This is a genomic window from Flavobacterium sufflavum (genome assembly GCF_004016525.1).
GTDB lineage: Bacteria > Bacteroidota > Bacteroidia > Flavobacteriales > Flavobacteriaceae > Flavobacterium > Flavobacterium sufflavum.
Genome location: NZ_SACJ01000005.1, coordinates 111,021 through 131,590, shown reverse-complemented (window position 1 = coordinate 131,590; position 20,570 = coordinate 111,021). Strand labels below are relative to the sequence as shown.

General features: G+C 33.9%; 24 protein-coding genes. 1 reads left to right on the top strand and 23 read right to left on the bottom strand.

All coding sequences use genetic code 11. The features are described from left to right. Positions 1-8: 8 nt before the first annotated feature. From EOD40_RS10285 to recR, 5 genes are all read right to left on the bottom strand, one after another. Positions 9-338, bottom strand: a complete 330-nt coding sequence (locus tag EOD40_RS10285; protein ID WP_128195208.1) for a four helix bundle protein — start codon at positions 336-338, stop codon at positions 9-11. A gap of 131 nt (positions 339-469) precedes the next feature. Then, the gene (locus EOD40_RS10280; protein WP_128195206.1) at positions 470-1,453 is read right to left on the bottom strand and encodes an SDR family oxidoreductase; all 984 of its coding nucleotides are present in this window, start codon (positions 1,451-1,453) and stop codon (positions 470-472) included. A gap of 392 nt (positions 1,454-1,845) precedes the next feature. Then, positions 1,846-4,293: a polysaccharide biosynthesis tyrosine autokinase gene (locus EOD40_RS10275; protein ID WP_128195204.1), complete on the bottom strand. Its 2,448-nt coding sequence runs from the start codon at positions 4,291-4,293 to the stop codon at positions 1,846-1,848. 16 nt (positions 4,294-4,309) lie between these two features. Next, positions 4,310-5,098 (bottom strand): polysaccharide biosynthesis/export family protein, encoded by a 789-nt coding sequence (locus EOD40_RS10270; protein ID WP_128195202.1) that lies wholly within the window; start codon positions 5,096-5,098, stop codon positions 4,310-4,312. Between the two features lie 69 nt (positions 5,099-5,167). Further along, a complete protein-coding gene (recR, locus tag EOD40_RS10265) occupies positions 5,168-5,788 on the bottom strand; it encodes a recombination mediator RecR (RefSeq protein WP_128195200.1) in 621 nt (206 codons plus the stop codon). Positions 5,789-6,440: 652 nt separating this feature from the next. Between recR and EOD40_RS10260 the strand changes: the two genes are divergently transcribed. Next, positions 6,441-7,949: a sodium:solute symporter gene (locus EOD40_RS10260; protein WP_128195198.1), complete on the top strand. Its 1,509-nt coding sequence runs from the start codon at positions 6,441-6,443 to the stop codon at positions 7,947-7,949. 63 nt (positions 7,950-8,012) lie between these two features. Here the strand turns inward: EOD40_RS10260 and EOD40_RS10255 are convergent, their stop codons facing one another. The 18 genes from EOD40_RS10255 to rplF all read right to left on the bottom strand — a co-directional run bounded on the left by EOD40_RS10255 (position 8,013) and on the right by rplF (position 20,552). Further along, positions 8,013-8,378 (bottom strand): CoA-binding protein, encoded by a 366-nt coding sequence (locus tag EOD40_RS10255; protein WP_128195196.1) that lies wholly within the window; start codon positions 8,376-8,378, stop codon positions 8,013-8,015. 77 nt (positions 8,379-8,455) lie between these two features. Next, positions 8,456-9,391, bottom strand: coding sequence for a citrulline utilization hydrolase CtlX (ctlX, locus tag EOD40_RS10250; RefSeq protein ID WP_128195194.1), 936 nt, complete (start codon positions 9,389-9,391; stop codon positions 8,456-8,458). 88 nt (positions 9,392-9,479) lie between these two features. After that, positions 9,480-10,757, bottom strand: coding sequence for a citrate synthase (locus tag EOD40_RS10245; RefSeq protein WP_128195192.1), 1,278 nt, complete (start codon positions 10,755-10,757; stop codon positions 9,480-9,482). Positions 10,758-10,913: 156 nt separating this feature from the next. After that, a complete protein-coding gene (eno, locus tag EOD40_RS10240; protein ID WP_066329339.1) occupies positions 10,914-12,206 on the bottom strand; it encodes a phosphopyruvate hydratase in 1,293 nt (430 codons plus the stop codon). A gap of 218 nt (positions 12,207-12,424) precedes the next feature. Beyond that, positions 12,425-13,525 carry a glutamine-hydrolyzing carbamoyl-phosphate synthase small subunit gene (gene carA / locus EOD40_RS10235; protein ID WP_128195190.1) on the bottom strand — a complete coding sequence of 367 codons (1,101 nt, stop codon included), beginning with the start codon at positions 13,523-13,525 and terminating at the stop codon, positions 12,425-12,427. 191 nt (positions 13,526-13,716) lie between these two features. Further along, positions 13,717-14,211 carry a 50S ribosomal protein L17 gene (gene rplQ / locus EOD40_RS10230; protein ID WP_128195188.1) on the bottom strand — a complete coding sequence of 165 codons (495 nt, stop codon included), beginning with the start codon at positions 14,209-14,211 and terminating at the stop codon, positions 13,717-13,719. A gap of 62 nt (positions 14,212-14,273) precedes the next feature. After that, the gene (locus EOD40_RS10225; protein WP_071183834.1) at positions 14,274-15,266 is read right to left on the bottom strand and encodes a DNA-directed RNA polymerase subunit alpha; all 993 of its coding nucleotides are present in this window, start codon (positions 15,264-15,266) and stop codon (positions 14,274-14,276) included. A gap of 21 nt (positions 15,267-15,287) precedes the next feature. Continuing rightward, the gene (gene rpsD / locus EOD40_RS10220; RefSeq protein ID WP_128195186.1) at positions 15,288-15,893 is read right to left on the bottom strand and encodes a 30S ribosomal protein S4; all 606 of its coding nucleotides are present in this window, start codon (positions 15,891-15,893) and stop codon (positions 15,288-15,290) included. An 89-nt stretch (positions 15,894-15,982) separates the two neighbouring features. After that, entirely contained in the window at positions 15,983-16,366 is a 384-nt protein-coding gene (gene rpsK / locus EOD40_RS10215) for a 30S ribosomal protein S11 (protein WP_026714629.1), read from the bottom strand. A gap of 8 nt (positions 16,367-16,374) precedes the next feature. Further along, complete coding sequence (rpsM, locus tag EOD40_RS10210; RefSeq protein WP_128195184.1) at positions 16,375-16,749, bottom strand: 30S ribosomal protein S13; 375 nt, start codon at positions 16,747-16,749, stop codon at positions 16,375-16,377. A 2-nt stretch (positions 16,750-16,751) separates the two neighbouring features. Then, positions 16,752-16,868, bottom strand: coding sequence for a type B 50S ribosomal protein L36 (gene ykgO / locus EOD40_RS10205; RefSeq protein ID WP_002987490.1), 117 nt, complete (start codon positions 16,866-16,868; stop codon positions 16,752-16,754). Positions 16,869-16,879: 11 nt separating this feature from the next. Beyond that, complete coding sequence (infA, locus tag EOD40_RS10200) at positions 16,880-17,095, bottom strand: translation initiation factor IF-1 (protein ID WP_007136545.1); 216 nt, start codon at positions 17,093-17,095, stop codon at positions 16,880-16,882. Positions 17,096-17,099: 4 nt separating this feature from the next. After that, on the bottom strand, positions 17,100-18,446 hold the full coding sequence (secY, locus tag EOD40_RS10195; RefSeq protein WP_128195182.1) for a preprotein translocase subunit SecY: 1,347 nt from the start codon (positions 18,444-18,446) through the stop codon (positions 17,100-17,102). A 13-nt stretch (positions 18,447-18,459) separates the two neighbouring features. After that, entirely contained in the window at positions 18,460-18,912 is a 453-nt protein-coding gene (gene rplO / locus EOD40_RS10190; RefSeq protein ID WP_071183836.1) for a 50S ribosomal protein L15, read from the bottom strand. Between the two features lie 11 nt (positions 18,913-18,923). Next, a complete protein-coding gene (rpmD, locus tag EOD40_RS10185) occupies positions 18,924-19,106 on the bottom strand; it encodes a 50S ribosomal protein L30 (RefSeq protein ID WP_026707002.1) in 183 nt (60 codons plus the stop codon). A gap of 11 nt (positions 19,107-19,117) precedes the next feature. Next, a complete protein-coding gene (gene rpsE, locus EOD40_RS10180) occupies positions 19,118-19,642 on the bottom strand; it encodes a 30S ribosomal protein S5 (protein ID WP_085949269.1) in 525 nt (174 codons plus the stop codon). Between the two features lie 3 nt (positions 19,643-19,645). Continuing rightward, positions 19,646-19,996 (bottom strand): 50S ribosomal protein L18, encoded by a 351-nt coding sequence (gene rplR / locus EOD40_RS10175; RefSeq protein WP_035659219.1) that lies wholly within the window; start codon positions 19,994-19,996, stop codon positions 19,646-19,648. Positions 19,997-20,009: 13 nt separating this feature from the next. Next, positions 20,010-20,552 (bottom strand): 50S ribosomal protein L6, encoded by a 543-nt coding sequence (gene rplF, locus EOD40_RS10170; protein WP_128195180.1) that lies wholly within the window; start codon positions 20,550-20,552, stop codon positions 20,010-20,012. Between the last annotated feature and the right edge of the window lie 18 nt (positions 20,553-20,570).

Sequence of the window (20,570 nt, the reverse complement as noted above, 5' to 3'; positions counted from 1 at the left end):
AACCCTTTTTATATTTTCCAATGTTCCTCTACATACTTCAGAAAAGAAAAGATTTTAGCTCCAAAAGCATCATACTTTTCGTGGAGTATTTTCATTTCATCCGCCAAGTTTGGATACAAATTGACTATTTTTTCAATATGATTAAGAGTTTCTAAATTACTCGCATGGGAATAAACCAAAAACTTAATAAAATCATTTTTATACCTTCTACGTCCGTAACCTTCCACAATATTTGTCACAACAGAATCCGAAGATCTTCTAATCTGACTCCCTAATTCATACAACTCATATTTGGGTAATTGCAATGACAAAGCATGGGTTTTATAAAACAACTCCATCCCAATTAAATATCTAAATCTTTATAACTCTTCATCTATTTTAAGTTTAATGATAATTACATTGATTTTTCAAACTAAGAGCTCAAAACCGACAACTCACAACTCACAACCAAGAACTGACAACCACAACGCTATTTTAAATTATCCCAATACCAATCAACCGCAATCTTAAGTCCTTCCTGTAAAGAATATTTCGGATTATAATCTAGTAAGTTTTTTGCCTTGTCGATACTTGCTAATGAATGCGGAATATCCCCTGCTCTATTGGGTCCATAAACAACTGTTACATTTGCAATTTCAGCATCGTAAACACTCAAATATTCTTTTAAATAGCCAACCAAATCATTCAAGCTATTCCTATCTCCGTAAGCCGTATTATAAACTGTATTCACAGCCTCAATTTTATCCGTCGAAATTGCCAATTCATTCATTTGAATCACATTATCGATATAAGTAAAATCACGTGAATAATTCCCATCACCATTGATGGTAATACTTTCGTGATTCATCAACTGCATCACAAATTTAGGAATCACTGCCGCATAAGCGCCATTAGGATCTTGTTTTCTTCCAAAAACATTAAAATAACGCAGACCTATGGTTTCTATCCCGTAAGTTTTACTAAAAATCTCAGCATACAATTCGTTTACATATTTGGTAATTGCATAAGGAGAAAGCGGTTTTCCAATAATTTCCTCAACCTTTGGCAAACCTACCGAATCCCCATAAGTTGAAGAACTGGCAGCATACACAAAGCGTTTTACTTTGGCCTCTGTAGCAGCCTGCAACATATTCAGAAATCCTGAAACATTAACATCATTTGTAGTAACAGGATCCTTAATAGAACGCGGAACCGACCCCAAAGCCGCCTGATGCAAAACATAATCAACTCCTTTTACGGCATTTTTACAATCTTCTAAATTTCGAATATCACCTTCAATCAAAAGAAAATTAGGATTATCTATAAAACCCTTCAAATTATGGCGGTGACCCGTGGCAAAATTATCCAAACAAATTACTTTATTTCCTTTTGACAAAAAATATTCGCAAAGATTAGAACCAATAAAACCAGCTCCTCCAGTTATTAAAATGCTATATTTTGTTATTTCTCTCATTTATCTATTTAAAATTTGCTATTGAGCGTGTTTAATTTTTTTTCAAAAAATCATTGGTAAAATTATCAAAAAGTAAGTTCGATGAGTAATTTTATTCAACTTTAAACAAAAACGTGATTCTTCCCTAACTCCAACTGTCCTTAACTTCCGCAGTCGAGTGTCAAATGTTTGAAGAATGCTTAAAAAGAAAAGCTGTTTGAGTCCCGAAAGCTTTCGGGACGAGTTCTTTTCTTTTAGCATTCGAAAACTAATTTGACCGACGAGGAAGAGCAAGACTTGAAATCGAAGATTCATGAATACCAAAAAACAATAAGAACGCATGAATATTTTTTTGTTTCTTTTTTGATCAAGCAAAAAAGAAAATTCCTTTTCCATACAATTCTAAACACCCCCTACGCTTTTCTAATCTTTTTAAGTATTTTTTGGATTAATCCTTTTGGTTTTTCCTCTTCGTGATAACCACTTGAATAATCTCCGTAGCCATATCCGTATCCATAAGCCGAACCATATTTAGCCTTATTTTCAAAACTATTCAAAATAATACTAACATTAGTCATCTCTCCTCTTTTAACCCTATTGTTCAACAAAGGAACCATCTCCTTCTTGGTCACATTCTGCCTAACAATATACAAAGTAACATCGGCATATTGTCCCAACTCTAAGGAATCGGAAACCAAACCAACCGGAGGCGTGTCTAAAATAATATAATCATACTCTTTTTTCAATTCTCCTATCAAATCTGCCATTGCTTCTCCAATAATTAACTCCGATGGATTAGGCGGAATTGGCCCCGAAAGAATGACATCCAGATAAGGTATCTTAGTTGTATTGATTATTTCTTTCAGTCCTTTTTGCTTAATTAAATAATTCACAACACCAACTTCATTAGACAGGTCAAATTCTTCAGCTAATTTTGGTTTTCTCAAATCCAAACCTACAATAACCGTTTTCTTTTCGCTTAAAGCAAAAACAGTAGCAATATTTATCGAACAAAAGGTCTTTCCTTCACCACTTATAGAAGAGGTTATCATAAGTGTTTTTGCACCTTCCACATGTTGCTTTTTATACAAAAACTGTAAAGAAGAACGAATAGCCCTAAAAGATTCCGATAAGGCAGACTTAGGCTTATCAAAAACTGCCAATTCACCCTTATCTTTATACACACCCACAACGCCTATTAAAGGAATTTGGGTTTGCTTACTAACATCTTCTACATTTTGAACCGAATTATTAATAAAAAAGACAACAAATATAACAAGCAACGGAATAAAGATTCCCAGAAAAAGTGCCAATACATAATTTACCGATGTTTTAGGCCCTATCAAACCTCCCCCGACATCCTTGGCTGGATCAATAAAATGAATATCGGATAAATTTGCTGCTTTTACAATATCGGCCTCGCTTCTTTTCTGAAGAAATGTACTGTATATATTATCGCTTAAATCGTATTTTCTCTTTATTTTAACCAACTCCTGTTGATCATCAGGTAACTTCTTAATATTCCCTTCAGCCTGATTAATTTTACTATTAACCAATCCTAAATCAAATTGCAACGATGATTTTGCAGAAGCAATATTTTCCAATAAAACATTCTTAACCGCTTCCATTTGATTGTCAAAATCCCTAAATATCTTATCGCTTTTTACAGCATAAGCCATTTCCGAACGTTGTGTAGAAAGTGCTATAAGTTTAGAAATATTAGCTACAATATTTGGATCATCAATCCCAGCAACTGATGGTGCCGGAAGTCTGGAATAATCGACACTATTTTTCAAATAAGCTTTAAGCGAATTGTAATAGGTAATTTTTCGGGCAATCGCATCTTTTTCAACATCATATTGAAGAATTTTATCCGAAAACTTGGCTCCGCCGTCTTCAATATTAAAAACATCTTTTCCTTTCTTGAAAGACTTCAATTCTTCTCCAGCTGTTTTTAATTGCGATTCCATAGCAACAAGTGTACTGTCGATAAAAGCAATTGTATTGGTTGCAAACTGATTTTTGCTATCCAATTGTCTTTTGATAAGCATATTGACAGTCGCATTAAGATATTCAACCATTCTGGCCTTATTAGTTCCCTGCAATCTTAATGTTAATATAGATGCTCCTTTATCATCAACTTCTACACTAATACCTTTGTAACGCGATACTGTTCCATTGAAATCATTAAAGCGAACAAAGTATTCTTTACCTTTATAAAACCCCGGATTATCTTTTATTTGTAATTTCCAATGCAGAAACGGCAACGAAACCTGTTCTCCAACTTTATATTTTTTAACAAAATCCCCGGCAGCAACAGCGGTAGTACTATATGAATTATCAGAATAGGTAATTAAGGAAGCGGAATTACCTTCAAACGGGATTTTTATCTGATATTCTGATTCGCTTAAGAATGTAATATTAATCAATCCTCCTGACAGCTGCCCCTTGTTTTTATCAATATTCACATAAAAAGGAACAGCTCCGTAAGCATCCACCATATTATACTTTTCCTGTACCAAATAATCGATGTAATACTGTAATTTGTCAACTACTAATTCGTTATGAGACCGGGATTGTAAGGTGGTTAAAATGGTTTGCATTTGATCTGAAACCCCTCCCCAATTGAATGTCAAACTCGTATTAGAAGTAAACAATGGATTATTTTCTTCTTTAACCGAAATTAAAGTCCCCATTTCGTAAATTTTCTCTTTACGAATATTCACCTGATAGGCAATAGTAAAAGCGATAATCAAACTTATCAAAAACCATTTCCAATAGCTCAATATTTTTATAAGCAATCCTTTGAAGTCAAAGCTTACCTGATTTTCAAAAATGGAAAAGTCTTTTATATCTAACATTTTTTAGAAATGTATTTTATCTTTTTAATAATAAAAAAACAGTCGTTGCTAACGATATTAACGTCAATACCGTACCTAAGGATTCTATACCCGTTTTTCCTGTTCCCCAGGTTTTTTGCTTGAGTGGTTTTACATAAATATAATCATTAGGCTGCAAATAGAAATAAGGAGAATTCACCACATTAGCATCCGTAAGATCGATATTGTGTGTTTCATTCCCTGTGGGTGTTTTACGGATAATGGTCACTTCCTTTCTATTTCCTAAAAGGGTTATATCACCCGAATTAGCAATAGCTTCCATAATATTCACATGCTCCTGAAACAAAGTTTTAGTTCCTGTACTTCCTACTTCTCCATTTATCGTATAACGAAATCCAGCCAACTTTACTATCACAAAAATATTAGCTTCTTTCTTGAAATACTCGGCTAACAATTGTTTTTCGATACGTTGCCTTACCTCGTCAAGAGTATAACCTATCACATTCAATTCTCCTAAAATAGGCATTCGGATATTCCCATGATCGTCAACGGTAAAACCACTAAAATACAAAGATGCTTCAGATTTACCTGATTCCCCACTATTTGTAGTACTAAAAATCTCAACTAATTTAGGATCATTTGCTTTAATGCTAATACTCAAAACATCATTGGTTTGCAAACGATAAGGTTTAGACGCAACTGCCGAAATAGAAGTTTCAACATTGGTTTCGTTTTTATTTTGCAAATAAACCAAATCTCTTGTCGAAATACAGGAGGAAAACAGCACACTAATACTTAGTAATAAACCAAATAGATACTTACCCATTTTATTATTTTAGATAACAAATATAGCTTTTCATTTATTATATTAAAAGCCTCGTTATTATTAAACCGATTAATTATTTTTAATTGCCTTTTCAAAAGGCAAACGTTGCAAAATGCTTCGTCCTAAAGTCACTTCGTCAGCATATTCTAATTCGTCTCCCACAGCAATCCCTCTGGCAATAGTGGAAATTATAATATCCGAATCAGAAATTTGCTTATAAATATAAAAATTAGTGGTATCTCCTTCCATCGTAGAACTCAATGCAAAAATAATCTCAATCAATTTTCCTGACTTCACCTTTTCTACTAAACTGGCAATCTTTAATTGGCTTGGCCCAACTCCGTCAATTGGCGAAATTTTACCTCCCAAAACATGATACACTCCCTTAAACTGTCCTGTATTTTCAATTGCCATCACATCGCGAATGTCTTCAACAACACATACTACTTGGTGATTCCTGTTTTTATTACTGCATATTTCACAAATTGCGGTATCCGAAATATTATGACAGCTTTCACAAAACTTAATATCCTCACGCATATTGACTAACGCCTGAGTTAAAAAACCAGTTTGTTCCTTAGGCTGTTTTAACAAATGCAACACTAATCGCAAAGCCGTTCTTTTTCCAATTCCAGGCAATTGCGAAATTTCATTTACTGCTTTTTCTAATAATTTTGAAGAAAATTCCATAGTTGCAAATGTAACAATTTGTTTATTGAAATAATTGACCAATTAGAAATATAAAAAGTCTAATTGTTTTTGTCACATCGAGCGCAGTCGAGATGCAATATTGGTTCTCGACTGCGCTCGAACTGACAATAAGACCAATTTATATTTCTAAATGCCTTTTAAAATCCGGATACTTAATCGTTGAGTAAAATTATTAAAAACGTCAATTCGAGATCTAATTTTTTACAAAAAGCAATACGAAATAACATTTATGTCACATCCGATTATGTCCTTAGCTTCCGCAGTCGAGTGTCAAATGTTTGAAGAATACGTAAAAAGAAAAGCTGTTTGAGCGTAGCGAGTTTCTTTTCTTTTAGTATTCGAAAACTAATTTGACCGACGAGGAAGCGCAAGACTTGATTTTTTTGTTTCTTTTTTGATCAAGCAAAAAAGAAAATTAATAAATCTAATTTTTCTCTTTTAATAAAAACGTCAATGGTAGTTTCTTTTGCGTAATGAAATGAAACAAAAAATGTCCCAATAGCTATCGGGACGAGAACCATTTTTTACACAACGGGTTGCCTTTTAAAAACTAGATATTTTTCAAATTGACATTTCACACCAAGGTTGGTTGCTTAAAAAATTGTATTTTGGCTATTATAAATTCCAGAAAATGACTCCAGCTACAATACTAACACTCATTGTTATTTACTTCGGAATTCTGTTTGCAATAGCACATTTCACAAGTAAAAACAACAATGGAAATGATGCTTTTTTTAAGGCAAATAAAAATTCCAAATGGTATTTAGTTGCTTTTGGAATGATTGGAACCGCCTTATCAGGAGTCACTTTTATTTCTGTTCCGGGAGAAGTAGGTTCTCCCAACGGAGAGCAATTCAAATATTTTCAATTTGTCTTAGGTAATGCCATTGGTTTTATAATCGTTGCCAAAATACTATTGCCATTATATTATCGAATGAACCTCACATCGATTTACAGCTATATCGAACAGCGACTTGGTTTCTACTCCTACAAAACAGCAGCCTCTATTTTTTTAATTAGCCGAACTATTGGTTCTTCTTTTAGACTGTATCTCGTAGTCATCGTGCTGCAACGTTTTGTATTTGATTATTACCAAATTCCTTTTGCTGTTACTGTTATAATTTCATTGGCTCTAATCTTTGCTTATACCTATCGCGGCGGTTTAAAAACAATTATTATCACAGACACCTTGCAGACTTTTTTCTTAGTAAACTCCGTTTTCTTAACCATTTATTTTATTTGCCAAAGTCTGAATCTGAATGTATTTCAAGCATTTGAAGCCGTAAAAAACAGCAATTATTCAAAAACTTTTTTCTTTGATGATTTTCTATCAAATAAATTCCACTTTGTAAAACAAATTCTCGGAGGAATATTTGTCACCATCTCCATGGTAGGCCTGGACCAGGACCTAATGCAAAAAAACCTGAGTTGTACCAACATTGGCGAAGCCCAAAAAAACATGTTTACCTTCACCGGAATTTTTGTCATTATCAATCTTTTCTTTTTAAGTGTTGGTGCCTTGCTTTATATTTATGCTACAAAAAACGGCATTGAAATCCCGAAAGACCTAATAACTGGAAAACCCAGAACCGATTTACTTTTTCCTGAAATCGCTTTTCATCATCTGAGCATTGTTCCTTCGGTGATTTTTTTATTAGGATTAACAGCCGCCACTTTCGCCACAACCGATTCGGCATTAACAGCACTTACCACTTCTTTTTGCGTCGATTTTTTAGGAATGAATAAAACCGAAAATCTGGACAAACCTAATATTATAAGGACAAGACATTTTACGCATCTTGGATTTTCTTTCCTGATGTTTCTTGTAATCGTATTTTTTAATTCCATCAACGATAGTTCGGTAGTTGGAATGATTTTCAGAGTCGCCTCTTATACCTATGGACCACTATTGGGGTTGTATTGCTTTGGACTATTTTTAAAATCAAAAACAGTAAAAGACCGTTATGTTCCTTTTATCTGCATAGCTTCGCCCGCACTAACTTATTTCATCAGCGAACATTCAAAGGATTTTTTAATGGGATATACTTTTGACAACGAATTAATCATCATCAACGGATTAATTACTTTTCTAGGTTTATTATTGATTAGTAAAGGCTCCAAAGAAAGAATTAGTTTTTAGCTTAAAACTAAAAAAGCCATCTTCTTAACGAAAACGGCCTTAGTATTTTTACAAATAAAATAATTAATATTGATTTGTCACCAATAAAGTCAAGGTACAAGCCACATCAACTTTTATATTATTCAATTCTAAAAGTTGATATAACTCAGGATTTTCGGTTCCTGGATTAAAAACAACACGTTTAGGCTGTGCTTCGACTATATAATTATAATAATTGCGTTGATTTCGGGGATTTAAATACAAAGTGACGGTATCTATATTTTTCAAAGGAATGGTTTTAGTCCTGATTTTAACTCCCGCCACTTCACCTGCGTGTTGACCAATCGCTAAAACAGAATGCCCTTTTTCTACAAGCTTTTCAATTGTTTTAAATACTGGTCTATAAGTATGTGTAGAAGCTCCAAGAACCAAAGTTTTTTTATTTTTCATTTCGTATTATTTTTCACAAAAGTAACAAAACACAGGCAATATCATTCTACTAAAACCAAACTAACTTATTAAACCAGTTAATCTCTTGGCAAGAAAATTTCAGCAATCATACATCTGGCACTTCCACCCCCACAAGTTTCAATAGTTTGCAGATTAGCACTCAAAATACTTGCATGTTTTTCCAGCTGATTTTTTTGAGCCGCATTCAACGACTCAACAGCAGCGCTGCTCATCACAACATATCTCTTATCATCAGTTCCCGAAAGCTCCAGCACATTTCCGGCAAAATGCTCCACTTGTTTCTCACTAATCAAAATGATCTCTTTTCCACTGGCTCTTAGATTATCCAAAACCATTTTTCGCTCTTGTTTATCAGTAATCATATCGGCGCAAATTATTGCAAAATGCTCCCCGACACTCATCATTACATTCGTATGATAAACTAATTGTTGTTTTCCATCAACCGTATGAAAAGCCTCAAAAATAACCGGGGCATAATCAAAATCCTCACAGAACTCAATGAAAAGCTCCTCATTAGCTCTTGGAGATAAAGCACAATAAGCTATTGAATTTGACCTGTCTAAAACCAAACTCCCTGTTCCCTCAAGAAAAACACCATCTTCCTCCGCCGAAGTAAAATCGACAACATTTTCAATCACAAAACCTTTTTCTTCCAGAATATCTAGAATATCTTCCCGACGTTCAGCCCTACGATTCTCGGCAAACATTGGATACAAAACCACATCGCCATTATCGTGAAATGAAATCCAATTATTTGGAAAAACACTGTCAGGAGTATCTGTTTCTGGGTTATCATCTACCACAACAACATTAATTCCCACGTTTTGAAGCTGGATTACCAAAGCATCAAATTCCTGTTGCGCTTTAGCATTTACTGCCGCCGGCAGCATTCCGCTTAATTCTTTTTGAAAATAATTATTGGCTGTCGTTTGCTCATTCATTCGAAAAGCTAGCGGACGAATCATCAAAACTGAATTTGTTACTTGTTTCATTTAATTCAAAACTTTTATTTGTTGCTTACGCCAAAGATAAAAAAAAGCCTCACTTTTCAGTGAAGCTTTTGCTTTGATATAATTTATATTACACCGGTTTTTTAAATTCTCTCAATGGAGATCCTGTGTAAACCTGTCTTGGTCTTCCAATAGGTTCTTTGTTTTCACGCATTTCTTTCCATTGCGCAATCCAACCTGGTAATCTTCCGATAGCAAACATTACTGTAAACATATCAGTAGGAATTCCCAACGCTCTGTAGATGATTCCTGAATAGAAATCTACGTTTGGATATAAATTTCTAGCTTTGAAGTATTCATCTTCTAAAGCTGCTGCTTCTAATTTTTTAGCGATTTCTAAAATTGGATCATCAACTCCTAAAGTTCCTAAAACTTCATTAGCCGCTTTTTTAATAATTTTAGCACGCGGGTCGAAGTTTTTGTAAACTCTGTGTCCGAATCCCATTAATCTAAATGGATCGTTTTTATCTTTTGCTTTAGCCAAATACTTTTCAGTATCTCCACCGTTTTGGTGAATTTCTTCTAACATTTCAAGAACTGCCTGGTTAGCACCTCCGTGTAAAGGTCCCCATAAAGCAGAAACTCCAGCAGAAATAGAAGCAAACAAACCTGCGTGAGAAGAACCTACCATTCTTACTGTAGAAGTAGAACAGTTTTGCTCGTGATCAGCGTGAAGAATAAATAATTTATCAAGAGCTTCAGTTACAACAGGACTTAATTTATAAGGCTCAGTTGGTAACTCAAACATTAATCTCATAAAGTTTTCCACATATCCTTTAGTATTATCATAATAATTCAAAGGATAACCCATGCTTTTTCTGTAAGTCCATGTTGCAATAACCAAGAATTTACCCATAGTTTTACAAACTGCCTGGTACAATTCTTTTTCATTCTCAACATTAACTGATTTTGGATTAAAAGCTGTCAATGCACTTGTCAAAGCTGCTAAAACACCCATTGGATGTGCAGTTTTTGGAAAGCCATCAATGATACCTTTCATCTCCTCATTTACTAAGGTATGTTTTCTAATATCTGTTTCAAATTGTTCTAATTGAGCAGCTGTTGGCAATTCACCAAAAATTAAAAGATAAGAAACTTCTAAAAAGTTAGCCTGGTCAGCTAAATCTTCAATTGCGTATCCTCTGTAACGTAAAATCCCTAATTCTCCATCTAAGAAAGTAATTCCACTAGTGCAAGAACCTGAATTTTTATAACCTGGATCAATTGTAATTGCTCCTGTTAAATCTCTTAATTTGTTAATATTGATCGCTTCTTCGTTTTCACTTCCTACAAAAATAGGAAACTCATACTTCTTACCATCAATTTCTAATATTGCTGTTTTTGACATAATAATTTGAAATAAATCTTTACACTTAATAATTTACCAAATCTAAGGATAATAACCTTAATTAAAAAGGGAAAAAAGTAGTGATATTGTTAAATTTGAAAAAAAAAGCCATTCATTTAATATGAATGGCTTTGAAAAACGACTAAATCGTCATTCTTATTTTATTTTGAAAGCTTTTAATCCAGGGAAATAAGCAGTGTTTCCTAATTCCTCTTCGATTCTAAGTAATTGGTTGTACTTAGCCATACGGTCAGAACGTGAAGCCGAACCTGTTTTAATTTGACCACAGTTTAAAGCTACTGCTAAATCAGCAATTGTATTATCTTCAGTCTCTCCTGAACGGTGAGACATTACTGAAGTATAACCTGCATTTTTAGCCATGTTAACTGCTGCAATAGTTTCAGTTAAAGTACCAATTTGGTTTACTTTGATAAGGATTGAGTTAGCAATACCTTTTTCAATACCAGTTGACAAACGTTGAACATTAGTTACAAACAAATCGTCTCCTACTAATTGAACTTTATCTCCAATTTTTTCAGTCAATAATTTCCAACCTTCCCAGTCATTCTCATCCATACCGTCTTCGATAGAGATAATTGGGTATTTAGTTGTTAATTCAGCTAAGTATTCAGCTTGTTCAGCAGAAGTTCTTACTTTTCCAGTTTCTCCTTCAAATTTAGTGTAGTCGTATTTACCATCTACATAAAACTCAGCAGAAGCACAGTCTAAAGCAATCATAATTTCGTCACCAAAAGAATAACCTGCTTTTTCAACTGCCAATTTGATAGTATCTAAAGCATCTTCAGTACCACCAGCCAAGTTTGGAGCAAAACCTCCTTCATCACCTACAGCTGTAGAAAGACCTCTATCGTGTAATACTTTTTTCAAGTTATGGAAAATCTCCGTACCCATTTGCATAGAGTGAGAGAAAGAAGTTGCTTTTACCGGGAAAATCATGAATTCCTGGAAAGCAATCGGAGCATCAGAGTGAGAACCACCGTTGATGATATTCATCATTGGAACAGGTAATGTATTTGCAGAAACTCCACCTACATATCTGTATAAAGGCAATCCTAATTCAGCAGCAGCAGCTTTAGCTACAGCCAAAGAAACTCCTAAAATAGCATTAGCTCCTAATTTAGATTTATTTGGAGTACCATCTAAATCAATCATCATTTGATCGATAAGATTTTGTTCGAAAACAGAAGTACCTACAAGTTCTTCAGCAATAACAGTATTAACATTGTTCACTGCATTTAAAACTCCTTTTCCTAAAAAGGCTTTTCCTCCATCACGTAATTCTACAGCCTCATGCTCTCCAGTTGAAGCTCCAGATGGAACTGCTGCCCTACCTAAAACACCGTTTTCTGTAATTACATCCACCTCTACAGTAGGATTACCTCTTGAATCTAGAATTTGTCTTGCATGAATTTTGATAATAATACTCATATTACTTAGTTTTTAAATTTTCGAATACAAATATATTCTAAGTTTTTCAAACAAAGGACTATTTTTTTTAATCGTTATCAACGAAAACGTTATAAATTCATTTTTTAAACATAATTTAAAATAAAATTTACAAATTAAAGTCAGAACCGAAATTTACAGCAAAAAAAACAGGCTAAACATAAAAATGCTTAGCCTGTTTAATATCTTAAAAAAGAAAATTACTTCTTTAAATTCTCAATAAATTGATCAAATAAATAAGAAGAATCATGTGGTCCCGGACTTGCTTCTGGATGGTATTGAACAGAAAAACAATTTTTATTTTTCATTCTCATACCAGCTACAGTTCCATCATTCAAATGAAGATGTGTAATTTCCATTTCAGGATTAGCTTCTAACTCTTCTCTGTTTACTGCAAAACCGTGATTTTGAGAAGTAATTTCACCTTTTCCTGAAATCAAATTAGTAACAGGATGATTAATTCCACGGTGACCATTAAACATTTTATAGGTTGAAATTCCATTTGCCAAACCAATCACCTGGTGTCCTAAACAGATTCCGAACAAAGGTTTATTGTTTGCCAAAATTTCTTTCGCAACTTGAATAGCACTATCCAATGGTTCCGGATCCCCAGGTCCATTTGAAAGGAAAAATCCATCAGGATTGAAAGAAGCTAAATCTCCATAAGATGAATCATAAGGAAAAACCTTAATATAGCAATCTCTCTTAGCCAGATTACGAAGAATGTTAGTTTTAATTCCTAAATCTAAAGCCGAAACTTTATACTTAGCATTTTCATCACCATAAAAATACGGCTCTTTAGTTGAGACTTTAGAGGCCAATTCCAAACCTTTCATATCAGGAACATTAGCCAAAGCAGCTTTTAACTCTTCAATAGGAGTATCATCTGTACAAATTACAGAGTTCATCGCCCCATTTTCTCTAATATAACTTACTAAAGCACGAGTATCAACATCAGAGATACAGATTAAATTATGTTTTGTAAAATAATCTTCTAAACTCCCTGCAGCATCTACTCTTGAATAGTTAAAACTGAAATTTTTACAAACCAAACCAGCAATTTTAATTCCGTTTGATTCTACTTCATTTTCATTAACGCCATAATTTCCAATGTGAGCATTAGTCGCCACCATGATTTGTCCAAAATAAGACGGATCAGTGAAAATTTCCTGATAACCAGTCATTCCTGTATTAAAACAAACTTCACCAAAAGTGGTTCCGCTGATTCCGATAGATTTTCCGTGGAATATAGTTCCGTCACTTAATAAAAGAACGGCGCTTTTTCTTGTTGTGTATTTCATTTGTTGTTAAATATGGTGCAAATTTAATTTATTAAAGCAGTGAAAGCAACAATTTTAAAAATTATTTTAAAATTGAAATCAGACTTATAACTGACTGCTAACTCCAACTCTAGGTTATAAAAAAATCAAAAAAAAAGGATAAACTAAAAAAATAGTTTATCCTTGATTTTATCGAATGATTATTTTCATAATTATTCAGCAGCTTCAGCAGTAGTATCAGTTTCTGCAGCAGGAGCTTCAGCAACTGGAGCCTCTTCTGTTTTCTTAGCTTTACCACCACGACGGCTTTTTGCTTTTTTAACTTCTTTTTTACCTCCGTTGTAAAGTTCGTTAAAATCTACTAATTCGATCATTGCCATATCAGCATTATCTCCTAAACGATTTCCAACTTTAATGATACGAGTGTATCCACCTGGACGGTCACCAACTTTAGCAGCTACATCTCTGAACAAATCAGTTACAGCATATTTGCTACGTAAGTTAGCAAAAACGATACGACGATTGTGAGTCGTATCATTTTTAGATTTTGTTATAAGCGGTTCAACAAATTGTTTAAGCGCTTTTGCTTTAGCAACAGTAGTGTTAATACGTTTGTGCTCAATAAGAGAACAAGCCATATTAGCTAACATAGATTTTCTATGCGCAGTCTGTCTGCTTAAGTGATTGAATTTTTTTCCGTGTCTCATGACCAATTTATTTTAACTTCATCTTGCTACAATCCACTATGGAGAGCAAAATATGAAGTAAATTATTCTTTATCTAGTTTGTATTTTGCTAAATCCATTCCGAAAGTCAAATTCTTAACAGCTACAAGTTCATCTAGCTCAGTTAAAGATTTTTTACCGAAATTACGGAATTTCATTAGGTCATTTTTATTGAACGATACTAAATCACCAAGTGTATCAACTTCAGCCGCTTTCAAACAATTTAAGGCTCTCACAGACAAATCCATATCAACAAGCTTAGTTTTAAGCAATTGTCTCATGTGCAATGATTCCTCATCATAAGATTCTGTTTGTGCAATTTCATCAGCCTCAAGTGTAATTCTTTCGTCAGAGAACAACATGAAATGGTGAATTAGAACTTTAGCAGCTTCTGTCAACGCATCTTTTGGATTAATAGAACCATCAGTTTTAATTTCAAAAACTAATTTTTCATAATCTGTTTTTTGCTCAACACGGAAGTTTTCAATAGCATATTTTACATTTTTTACCGGAGTAAAGATTGAATCTGTAAATATGGTTCCAATTGCAGCATTCTGTTTTTTGTTCTCTTCAGCAGGAACATATCCTCTACCTTTTTCGATTGTTAAATCAAGGTTTAATTTGATTTTAGAATCTAAATTACAAATAACCAGTTCTGGGTTCAAAACTTGGAAACCTGAAATAAATTTTTGAAAATCACCAGCTGTTAACTGATCTTTACCTGAAACAGAAATAGAAACTGATTCGTTATCGATATCTTCAATTTGACGTTTAAAACGTACTTGTTTTAGATTAAGGATAATTTCGGTAACATCTTCAACAACTCCTGAAATAGTAGAAAACTCATGATCTACACCTTCTATGCGAACAGATGTAATTGCATAACCTTCCAATGCTGAAAGCAAAACTCTTCTAAGTGCATTACCAACAGTCAATCCATAACCAGGTTCCAAAGGTCTAAATTCGAATTTACCTTCAAAATCGGTTGAATCGATCATGATAACTTTATCGGGCTTTTGAAAATTAAATATTGCCATAAATTTCGACTAAGTCAATTATTATTTGTTGTACAACTCTACGATTAATTGTTCTTTAATGTTTTCTGGAATTTGAATTCTAGCAGGTACAGCTACGAAAGTACCTTCTTTAACGTCATTGTTCCAAGTAATCCATTCATAAACTTGACTTGAATTAGATAAAGAACGTTCGATAGCCTCTAAAGATTTAGATTTTTCACGAACAGCAACTTTATCACCAGGTTTAAGGTGATAAGAAGGAATGTTTACAACTTCACCATTAACTGTAATGTGTCTGTGAGAAACTAATTGTCTAGCACCTCTTCTAGAAGGAGCAACGCCCATTCTGAATACTACGTTATCCAATCTTGCCTCACATAATTGTAAAAGAACTTCACCAGTAACACCTTTAGTAGCTGATGCTTTTTTAAATAAACCTCTGAATTGTTTTTCTAAAATTCCATAAGAATATTTAGCTTTTTGCTTTTCCATTAACTGGATAGCATATTCAGATTTTTTACCTCTTTTTTTAGCCATCCCGTGTTGTCCAGGAGGGTAGTTTCTTTTTTCGAAAGATTTGTCATCTCCGAAGATTGCTTCGCCAAATTTACGAGCAATTCTAGTTTTAGGACCAGTATATCTTGCCATTTCAATGAATTAATTAAGGTAGAGATTATGAATTCAGGTCATATCCTTCGATAATCGTGATTCTACCTAGTTATACTTAAATTTAATTATTAAACTCTACGTCTCTTTGGAGGACGACATCCGTTGTGTGGCATTGGAGTAACGTCGATAATTTCAGTTACTTCGATTCCACCGTTATGAATAGAACGGATAGCAGACTCACGTCCGTTTCCTGGTCCTTTTACATAAACCTTAACTTTTTTCAATCCAGCTTCAAGAGCTACTTTACTACAATCTTCTGCGGCCATTTGAGCTGCGTATGGAGTGTTCTTTTTAGAACCTCTAAAACCCATTTTACCAGCTGAAGACCAAGAAATAACTTCACCTTTTTTGTTAGTCAAAGAAATGATGATGTTATTGAAGGTAGCAGAAATATGAGCTTCTCCCGTTGATTCAACGATAACTTTACGTTTTTTTGTAGTTGCTTTAGCCATATTACTTATTATTTAGTTGCTTTTTTCTTGTTAGCAACAGTTTTTCTTTTACCTTTTCTAGTTCTAGAGTTGTTTTTAGTTCTTTGTCCTCTTAATGGAAGACCAGTTCTATGACGGATACCTCTGTAACATCCAATATCCATTAAACGTTTGATGTTTAAAGATACTTCTGAACGCAATTCCCCTTCAATTTTGAAAGCTGATACTGCCTCACGGATTGCTCCAATCTCGTCATCATTCCAATCTTGAACTTTTTTATCTTGGCTAACTTGAGCTTTCTCTAAAATCTCAATAGCTCTACTTTTTCCTAATCCGAAGATATAGGTAAGTGCAATAACACCTCTCTTGTTTTTTGGGATATCTACCCCTGCTATTCTTGCCATAATTATCCTTGTCTTTGTTTAAATCTAGGATTCTTTTTGTTTATTACGTATAATCTTCCTTTTCTACGTACGATAATGCACTCGGCACTTCTCTTTTTTACTGATGCTCTTACTTTCATTGTGAATATCTTTAATATCTATAAGTAATTCTTGCTTTAGACAAATCGTAAGGACTCATTTCCAATTTCACTTTATCACCAGGTAATAATTTGATATAATGCATACGCATCTTTCCTGAAATATGAGCAATTACAATATGTCCATTCTCTAATTCTACACGGAACATTGCATTAGATAATGCTTCAATGATTGATCCGTCTTGTTCTATTGCTGATTGTTTTGCCATAAAATTAAGCTACTGCCTTTCTGTTTTTTCCGCTTTTCATTAAACCATCATAATGTTTATTCAACAAGTATGAGTTGATTTGCTGAATTGTGTCAATTGCAACACCTACCATAATAATTAATGAGGTACCTCCAAAAAACATTGCCCAAGATTGTTGAACATCCATAAGACTTACAACTATGGCTGGGAACACAGCTATTAGAGCAAGAAATAAAGACCCTGGAAAAGTTATCAAAGACATCACTTTGTCAAGAAAATCAGAAGTTTCAGCTCCCGGTCTAACACCTGGGATAAAACCACCACTTCTTTTAAGATCATCTGACATCTTATTAGTAGGAACCGTAATTGCAGTGTAAAAGAATGTAAATACAACGATTAAAGTTGCAAAAACAAAATTATACCAAAAACCGAACATATTACTAAAAGCACCTACAATAGTTTGTGAAGCATCGGACTTTGACAATCCTGCTACAGCAGCAGGAATAAACATAATTGCCTGAGCAAAAATGATAGGCATAACCCCTGCAGCATTAAGCTTCAAAGGAATCCATTGTCTTTTTCCACCTAACATATCTTGTTCAAAATCACCAGAAGCAGTACGACGAGCATACTGAACTGGTATTTTTCGAATAGCCATAGTTAACAACACACATGCAATGATAACTAAAAGCCAAATAATTATTTCAATCACTAACAACATTGGACCACCATTATTATTAGTAACTCTAGTTGTAAATTCTTGAATAAATGCTTGAGGAAATCTTGCTAGGATACCAACCATAATTAATAGTGAGATACCGTTACCAATTCCTTTATCAGTGATCTTTTCCCCCAACCACATGGCAAAAATTGTACCTGTAACTAAGATAATTACTGAAGAAAATAAGAATTCAAAAGAATTAAAACCTAATAAAAATGCACTACCAGGTAGAGTTCTGTAAAGATTGTAAATATACGTAGGTCCTTGTACTAAAGTAATAACAATAGTCAACCAACGTGTAATTTGATTAATCTTTTTTCTACCACTTTCTCCATCACTTTGTAACTTTTGCAAATAAGGAATAGCAATTCCCATAAGCTGTACAACGATAGATGCAGAAATATAAGGCATAATTCCTAAAGCAAAAACTGACGCTTTAGAAAAAGCTCCTCCAGTAAACATATCTAAGATTGACCCAATACCTTTTTCGGTTTGTCCAGCCAGACTGTTTAATTGTGTAGCGTCAATTCCTGGAAGAGTAACGTGAGCTCCAAAACGATAAACCAATAGCAGACCTAAAGTCATTAGGATTCTGTTTTTTAGTTCCTCGATTTTCCAAACATTACTTAATGATTCAATAAATTTCTTCATACTAATTGAAAAATTATATTGTTACAGCCTCTCCACCAGCAGCTTCGATAGCAGCTTTTGCAGTAGCGGTAAATTTGTGAGCAGTTACTTTTAATTTAGCTTTCAATTCTCCTCTTCCTAAAATCTTAACAATTTCATTTTTAGTAGCCAAACGGTTTGCAACAAAAACTGTCATATCAACAGTATCTGTAATCACACCATTATCAACTAATAATTGAAGTGTATCTAGATTAACACCTTCGTATTCTTTACGATTGATGTTTGTAAAACCAAACTTAGGAACACGTCTTTGAAGTGGCATTTGACCTCCTTCAAAACCAATCTTTTTAGAATATCCAGAACGAGATTTTGCTCCTTTGTGTCCACGTGCAGCGGTACCACCTTTTCCAGAACCTTCTCCTCTACCAACTCTCTTATTTTGATTGTGTGTTGACCCTTCAGCTGGTTGTAAGTTACTTAAATTCATAACAGTATTTGTTATTTAGCTTCTTCAACAGAAACTAAGTGTTTAACTTTGTTTATCATCCCAAGGATTGCAGGGTTTGAATCATGCTCTACAACTTGACCCATTTTACGTAGACCTAAAGCCTCTAATCCTCTTTTTTGATCAAGTGGACAGTTGATTTTACTTCTAACTTGTTTTACTAATAATTTAGCCATAATTTCCTTGATTAACCTTTAAAAACTTTTTCTAAAGATACTCCTCTTTGTTTTGCAACGGTGTGAGCACTTCTCATTTGTAATAAAGCATCAAAAGTTGCTTTCACTACGTTGTGAGGATTTGATGATCCTTGAGATTTAGACAATACATCGTGAATACCTACTGATTCAAGAACTGAACGAACAGCTCCACCAGCAATAACTCCTGTACCATGAGAGGCAGGAATTAAAAATACACGTGCACCACCAAATTTACCTTTTTGTTCGTGAGGAACTGATTGACCATTCAAAGGAATTCTAACTAAGTTTTTCTTAGCATCTTCTACTGCTTTCGCAATTGCTTCAGAAACGTCTTTAGATTTTCCTAATCCATGACCAACTACTCCGTTTTCATCACCTACAACTACAATAGCAGAAAAACCAAAAGCTCTACCACCCTTTGTAACTTTAGTAACACGATTAACACTTACCAGACGATCTTTAAGTTCAAGACCACTTGGTTTTACTAATTCTACATTTTTGTATTTAGACATAATATATTAGAATTTAAGTCCAGCCGCTCTTGCGCCTTCTGCTAATGATTTAATACGACCGTGGTATAAGTATCCTCCTCTATCGAATTTTACTGTTTCAACCCCAGCTTTTAACGCTTTTTCTGCAACAAGTTTTCCAACTGCAGCTGCAACTTCAACGTTAGTACCTTTTCCTATTTCTTTTTCTCTTGAAGAAGCAGACAACAATGTAACACCGTTTACGTCATCAATAAGTTGAGCGTAAATTTCTTTGTTACTTCTAAATACAGATAATCTTGGATTAGCAGCAGTACCACTTATCGTTTTTCTGATTCTGAATCTGATTCTCTGTCTTCTTTCAGGTTTTGTTAATGACATAATCTCTTATTTTTTAAGCTGATTTACCTGCTTTTCTTCTTAATACTTCACCTACAAATTTAACACCTTTTCCTTTGTATGGTTCTGGTCTACGGAAACCTCTGATTTTCGCAGCAACAGCTCCTAAAAGTTGTTTATCTAATGATGTTAATTTTACAATTGGGTTTTTACCTTTTTCAGATATAGTTTCAACAATTACTTCAGGAGCAACTTCTAAAACAATATTGTGAGAAAATCCAAGTGCTAAATCTAATTTTTGTCCTTGATTAGAAGCTCTGTAACCTACCCCTACCAATTCTAATGATTTAGTAAAACCTTCAGTTACACCAACAATCATATTGTTGATTAAAGATCTATATAAACCGTGTTTTGCTCTTTGATCTTTATGATCAGATGATCTTTCTACTAGAACTTGATCACCTTCAACTGTTACAGTTACGTCCGAAAACTCCTGAGTTAGTTGACCATTTTTTCCTTTTACTGTAATAATACCGTCTTTAACTTCTACAGTTACTCCAGCAGGGATTACAATTGGGCTTTTACCTATTCTTGACATCTTATATAGTCTTTAAAA

Bases quoted from the DNA above. Each gene is read 5' to 3' on its own strand.
- EOD40_RS10255 (WP_128195196.1), bottom strand. From the start codon at position 8,378: ATGAAAAATAAAAAAACTTTGGTTCTTGGAGCTTCTACACATACTTAT.
- EOD40_RS10225 (WP_071183834.1), bottom strand. From the start codon at position 15,266: ATGGCAATATTTAATTTTCAAAAGCCCGATAAAGTTATCATGATCGAT.
- rplF (WP_128195180.1), bottom strand. From the start codon at position 20,552: ATGTCAAGAATAGGTAAAAGCCCAATTGTAATCCCTGCTGGAGTAACT.
- carA (WP_128195190.1), bottom strand. From the start codon at position 13,525: ATGAAATACACAACAAGAAAAAGCGCCGTTCTTTTATTAAGTGACGGA.
- secY (WP_128195182.1), bottom strand. From the start codon at position 18,446: ATGAAGAAATTTATTGAATCATTAAGTAATGTTTGGAAAATCGAGGAA.
- rpsD (WP_128195186.1), bottom strand. From the start codon at position 15,893: ATGGCAAGATATACTGGTCCTAAAACTAGAATTGCTCGTAAATTTGGC.
- infA (WP_007136545.1), bottom strand. From the start codon at position 17,095: ATGGCAAAACAATCAGCAATAGAACAAGACGGATCAATCATTGAAGCA.
- EOD40_RS10280 (WP_128195206.1), bottom strand. From the start codon at position 1,453: ATGAGAGAAATAACAAAATATAGCATTTTAATAACTGGAGGAGCTGGT.
- rpmD (WP_026707002.1), bottom strand. From the start codon at position 19,106: ATGGCTAAATTATTAGTAAAACAAGTTAGAAGTAAAATCAACTGTCCA.
- EOD40_RS10285 (WP_128195208.1), bottom strand. From the start codon at position 338: ATGGAGTTGTTTTATAAAACCCATGCTTTGTCATTGCAATTACCCAAA.
- rplQ (WP_128195188.1), bottom strand. From the start codon at position 14,211: ATGAGACACGGAAAAAAATTCAATCACTTAAGCAGACAGACTGCGCAT.
- EOD40_RS10270 (WP_128195202.1), bottom strand. From the start codon at position 5,098: ATGGGTAAGTATCTATTTGGTTTATTACTAAGTATTAGTGTGCTGTTT.
- ykgO (WP_002987490.1), bottom strand. From the start codon at position 16,868: ATGAAAGTAAGAGCATCAGTAAAAAAGAGAAGTGCCGAGTGCATTATC.
- recR (WP_128195200.1), bottom strand. From the start codon at position 5,788: ATGGAATTTTCTTCAAAATTATTAGAAAAAGCAGTAAATGAAATTTCG.
- rplO (WP_071183836.1), bottom strand. From the start codon at position 18,912: ATGAATTTAAGTAACTTACAACCAGCTGAAGGGTCAACACACAATCAA.
- EOD40_RS10245 (WP_128195192.1), bottom strand. From the start codon at position 10,757: ATGTCAAAAACAGCAATATTAGAAATTGATGGTAAGAAGTATGAGTTT.
- EOD40_RS10275 (WP_128195204.1), bottom strand. From the start codon at position 4,293: ATGTTAGATATAAAAGACTTTTCCATTTTTGAAAATCAGGTAAGCTTT.
- rplR (WP_035659219.1), bottom strand. From the start codon at position 19,996: ATGTCATTAACAAAACCTGAAAGAAGACAGAGAATCAGATTCAGAATC.
- EOD40_RS10260 (WP_128195198.1), top strand. From the start codon at position 6,441: ATGACTCCAGCTACAATACTAACACTCATTGTTATTTACTTCGGAATT.
- eno (WP_066329339.1), bottom strand. From the start codon at position 12,206: ATGAGTATTATTATCAAAATTCATGCAAGACAAATTCTAGATTCAAGA.
- ctlX (WP_128195194.1), bottom strand. From the start codon at position 9,391: ATGAAACAAGTAACAAATTCAGTTTTGATGATTCGTCCGCTAGCTTTT.
- rpsM (WP_128195184.1), bottom strand. From the start codon at position 16,749: ATGGCAAGAATAGCAGGGGTAGATATCCCAAAAAACAAGAGAGGTGTT.
- rpsK (WP_026714629.1), bottom strand. From the start codon at position 16,366: ATGGCTAAAGCAACTACAAAAAAACGTAAAGTTATCGTTGAATCAACG.